This window comes from Halarchaeum rubridurum, from assembly GCF_014647115.1.
Lineage (GTDB): Archaea > Halobacteriota > Halobacteria > Halobacteriales > Halobacteriaceae > Halarchaeum > Halarchaeum rubridurum.
Window position 1 is genome coordinate 1 of the sequence record NZ_BMOO01000024.1, and the last position, 797, is coordinate 797.

Here is a 797-nt window from a genome sequence, read left to right on the forward strand (position 1 = left end):
CACTCATTCTTCCCGAGGTGGAGCTTCCGGTCGGTCTCGTACCGGTCTTGATCGCGCTGGAGCAACCGTTTCGCCTGGGCTTTCTCGCTAGTCTGCATTCGTTTCGGGACAACGTAGGAGAGCCCCCGCTGGCTGATCATCTCCAAGATGTGCTGGCTGTCGAACTCCCGATCCATCAGCACGTTATCGACGTGAACGAGCTCTTCAGCCGAGTCTAGCAAGTCCTCAACGATCTCCTTGCGTGACTCACCCTTCCGTACTGGGCGGGCATCGAGGACGAGTGGGACAGCGTTACCGACCAGCTGGACTGTTGCCTATTGGTAGGCGTATTCGTCGTTCTTCTCTTTCGTCCCGATTATCTCGTCCTCGTGACCTGCGCGGTCGCCTGTGAAGGGATCATCCTCAGTGATGTCGATGGCGACAATACCCGCTCGGAAGAACTCCTCCGTCTCCGCGAGCTCGTTGGTGAGTTGTTGAATTGCGTGTCGGTACATCTCGCGAATCTGCTTGATAGAGAGATCACGAATTTGGTCGCGATGACCGTGTCCGAGTGGCGTTCGATCACGCGTCGACTCGTGAATGAAGCTGCGAGCGTCCTCGTTAGCCGCCAAGTTCTCACGGAGCCCCAAATAGGTCTGTAAGCCCCAGTAAGCGTTCTCAGGAATCTCACAGCCCCTCGCCACGATTGAGCGAGAACGCGGGGAACACGACGCGACTGACGTGCTTGGTAACCGTCCCTGCCTCGTCGAGGATGGCCTGGTCGTCAGGGTCCGATTCAGTAGCGTCGTCACCTCGAC

At 57.7% G+C, this 797-nt stretch carries 1 pseudogene; it reads right to left on the reverse strand.

What is annotated here, in order from left to right:
• Nucleotides 1-797: pseudogene (locus IEX84_RS14530) on the reverse strand (transposase); the annotation flags it as partial.